The organism is Asticcacaulis sp. (genome assembly GCF_027484505.1).
In the GTDB taxonomy this organism is placed as follows: Bacteria; Pseudomonadota; Alphaproteobacteria; order Caulobacterales; family Caulobacteraceae; genus Asticcacaulis.
This window is the reverse complement of the sequence record NZ_JAIXSV010000318.1, coordinates 1-3,364: the sequence shown is the minus strand read 5'-3', so window position 1 is coordinate 3,364 and position 3,364 is coordinate 1. Positions and strand designations below refer to the sequence as shown.

Genomic DNA, 3,364 nt, shown 5'->3' with positions numbered 1-3,364 from the left:
CTTATATTCCAGTTCAAGGGCGCCCTGACGAGACTTGGACGTGCTGTCAGGAATATTGCGGCTGATATCAATAGGGAGATCCGTCGCCACTTCACCGCAATAGATGAAGTAAGCCTGCGTCTGCGCGTTGAAGCCGCCGCAATTGTGCGTAGAGAGTGGATTGCGCGAAAGACCCGGCAACTCCATGGTCGATTTGGTCGCATAGCCGGTGAAAGTGGCCGTCAGATCCTCTGTCGGCGTAAAGACAAGTGCGCCGGAGACACCACGCTTCTCATACCCACCAAGCTTGTCCGATGGATTGTTCAGATTGTCAAACTCGCCGCCGTAGGTCGACCAACTGGCAGCGATAGAACCGGACAGCTTGTCCTCGATAATGGGCTTGGACAGCGAGACCTTACCGCGATAATCACCGTTGTTACCAACTGTAACGGTGGCCTTACCTTCAGGATTCGGGCCAGGGCGCGCGGTGGTGATGCCCAACGCGCCGGCGAAGGTGGAACGGCCATAAAGCGCGCTCTGCGGACCTTTCACGACGTCGACCTGGGCAATGTCAACGGTTGACAGGACATCTGCCGCATTTCGACTTGTTTGGTAGATGCCGTCAATGAAAACGCCAACATTGGCCTCGATATTTAGGTCTGAGGAGGAATTTGCCGGGGCCAGGCCGCGCACCATAACGTTGGTGAACGTGCCGCCGGTGATGTTGGACACGGTGATCCCAGGGGTGGAACTGCCGAGATCAGTCAGGCTGTTGATGTTCCGTTCAGCCAAGTCACTCGCCGTGATCGCCTGGATGGCGATGGGCACGGTCTGAATATCTTCCTTACGCTTACGCGCAGTCACGATGATCTCTTCCAACACCAGTCCATCTTCTGCGGCCAGGGCAGCGGGAACGATAGCGGAAGCCGCGAAGGCGCTGACCAGGGCGGAAGTGGTCAGGGCAATGATTTTGGAACTGTACATGAAGCCCCCTTGTTTTTGCGTATGTTGGGAAAGCACGCGGACGCGCGGCATTTCCAAAGTCACGCTTCCGATCTACACGGCAAAATACACCCGGCCGTGCGGCGCTACCCGATCAGGCGTCCCTTTGATCGTCAACTGCCGCGGAACTGACTTTGGCTGTTTCAGATAATTCCGCCCCGAAACTCTGCTCAACTCCCTTTGGCTGACACTTACCACCTAGCGGATAGGTGGCAATTGCGCGCCTTGGCCCATCTGGGCTGGGGCATGGAGCAGACAACCGAATGGCGTCATGATTCCCGAACAGTTTTTGGCTCCAACATTGCAGCTGCAATAATATCCCTCCATTCCGTCCATTCAGAACGTCGAGCGTCCCATGACCGTCCGTCGACCCGAGATTTCGGCGAAGTGCGCCGATCTCGTTACCGCTGCCCGCGACCTGGCCCCGGAAATCGCCGCCGCTGTTCCGACTTACCGCGGTGCCAGTGATCTTCCGGTATCCTTGGTTGCCGCGATGAAAGAGGCGGGCCTGCACAAGTCCTATATGCCGCGCCGTTATGGTGGCTACGAGTTGGACTGGGGCGCGCATTACTACATCTCGCGCGAAATCGCGCAGGTCTGCGGGTCGGCTGGCTGGATCGCCGGGTTGGTTTTCACCCATGTGATGTGCTTGGGGCGCTTTCCGGAAAGGGCGCAGGACGCCTTCTTTACGGCTTCTCCCGATGGAATCCTGGCCACAGCATCGGCGGGTGCGGGCGTTCTGGAGCGGGTGCCGGGGGGCATGCGGCTCAGTGGTCGCTGGGGCTGGGCCAGCGGTGTGCGCCACGCAGGGGGCCTGATGGTCATCGCCAAGGAAGGCGAAGGGCCGCTGTTCACGCATTTCTGCCTGTTGTTGCCCGGCGAATATACAATTGAGAACACTTGGGATTCGGCTGGCCTGCACGCCACGGGCAGCCACCACGTCAAGATTGTGGACCAGTTCATTCCCGATGAACGGCTGGTCGAGCGCGACGTGTATCTGGCGCCCAATCCGCCGGGATCGGAAATCCACAGCAGCTATGTCTATCGTCTGCGGCCGGCACCCTTGCAGAAAAGCTACTTCATGGGGCCGCTGCTGGGAACAGCGAAGGGTGCGCTGAAGGCAACCGTCGAACAGACGGCGAAACGCCGCGGGCAGATTGTTGGTGAGAAGGTTGCCGTTCAGACACCCGTTCAGGTTAATCTGGGCGTGGCGACAGCCGAGATTGATGCGGCGACCCTGGTCTTCGATGAATATGTTCGCCGCCTGCATGCCTGGGGTGTTTCCGGTCAGGACATAAGCCCCGATGATCTCTTGTGGGGTAAGCGCAACGTGACCTTCGCATCGCGCCTGTGTCTGTCGGCAGCCGATCGGCTGTCGGCCGGGTTGGGTGCGGGTGGGCAGCTTCAATCCAATCCCGTCCCGCGTCTCTACACCGATTGCCGCAGCATCACGACCCATGTGGAACTGCACTGGGACCACAGCATGGCGCCGACGGGCATGCTGGCGCTGGGCCTTCCCACTGGCGATCCGCTGATCGACGGCGGGGCGACCGACGCCAAGGCCGATCGCGTGATCATCGGGACCCAGATCTGACCATCGTGAAGGGGGCCCATGCGATGATTACAAAGTTCTACGCCCAGACGGATGCAGGCCAGATCCACGGACGCCGGGTGCAGGGCGGCAGTGAGACGGTGGTGCTTCTTCACCGTACACCGGTCAGCTCCGCTGGGTTTGAGCCGGTATTGTGCATGCTGGCCGAGGCTGGTTTTTCTGCGGTGGCCCTGGATACGCCTGGCTTTGGCGCAAGCTTCATGCCCGATGGCACGCCTCGCACAACCGACTATGCCCATTGGATATTGCAGGCGTTGGACACCTTGGGTATCGGTAGCTTTCATCTGGCGGCTCACCATACAGGTTCGCATTTCGCTGCGGAGATGGCGGCATCGGTGCCGGATCGGGTGCTGTCTTTGACATTGTCCGGCATTCTTCTGGCACCGGCGGATGAACGGTGCACACTAAGAACCGAAATCGGCTTTGCGCCGGTACTGGACGCAGATGGCGCCTATTTTTCCGGTACCTACCGGCAAATGAAGGGCCTGTTCCTGGATCCTGTACCTGACCTTGTCCATGCCGAGGCGTTGGGCGCTTTGGTATCGGGGCGGGGACGTGATCTGGCCTTTGATGCCATTTTCGATCAGGATTTCGCGGCCGTTATGCGCATGGTCATCGCTGCCGGCCGCGTACCTGTCCAGGTCGTGCAGGCAGTCGACGATCCATTGACCTTGAATGGAATGCTGTCTCGTTTCCGGGATATGTTTCCAAAGGTGCCGGTGACCATCACCGGGCCGGCATTCCTGGCGACACCCGAGCGGCAGACCGGTG

3 protein-coding genes are annotated in these 3,364 nt (G+C 59.6%); 2 read left to right on the top strand and 1 reads right to left on the bottom strand.

What is annotated here, in order from left to right:
• Positions 1–963 (bottom strand): TonB-dependent receptor plug domain-containing protein (locus Q0072_RS18790; protein ID WP_298333078.1); only part of this gene is annotated, 963 nt, incomplete at its 3' end.
• Between the two features lie 373 nt (positions 964–1,336).
• Here Q0072_RS18790 and Q0072_RS18785 point away from each other — a divergent pair.
• Both Q0072_RS18785 and Q0072_RS18780 read left to right on the top strand, forming a co-directional pair.
• Positions 1,337–2,575, top strand: coding sequence for an acyl-CoA dehydrogenase family protein (locus Q0072_RS18785; RefSeq protein ID WP_298333077.1), 1,239 nt, complete (start codon positions 1,337–1,339; stop codon positions 2,573–2,575).
• A gap of 23 nt (positions 2,576–2,598) precedes the next feature.
• Positions 2,599–3,364 (top strand): alpha/beta fold hydrolase (locus Q0072_RS18780; RefSeq protein WP_298333076.1); only part of this gene is annotated, 766 nt, incomplete at its 3' end.

Bases quoted from the DNA above. Each gene is read 5' to 3' on its own strand.
- Q0072_RS18785 (WP_298333077.1), top strand. From the start codon at position 1,337: ATGACCGTCCGTCGACCCGAGATTTCGGCGAAGTGCGCCGATCTCGTT.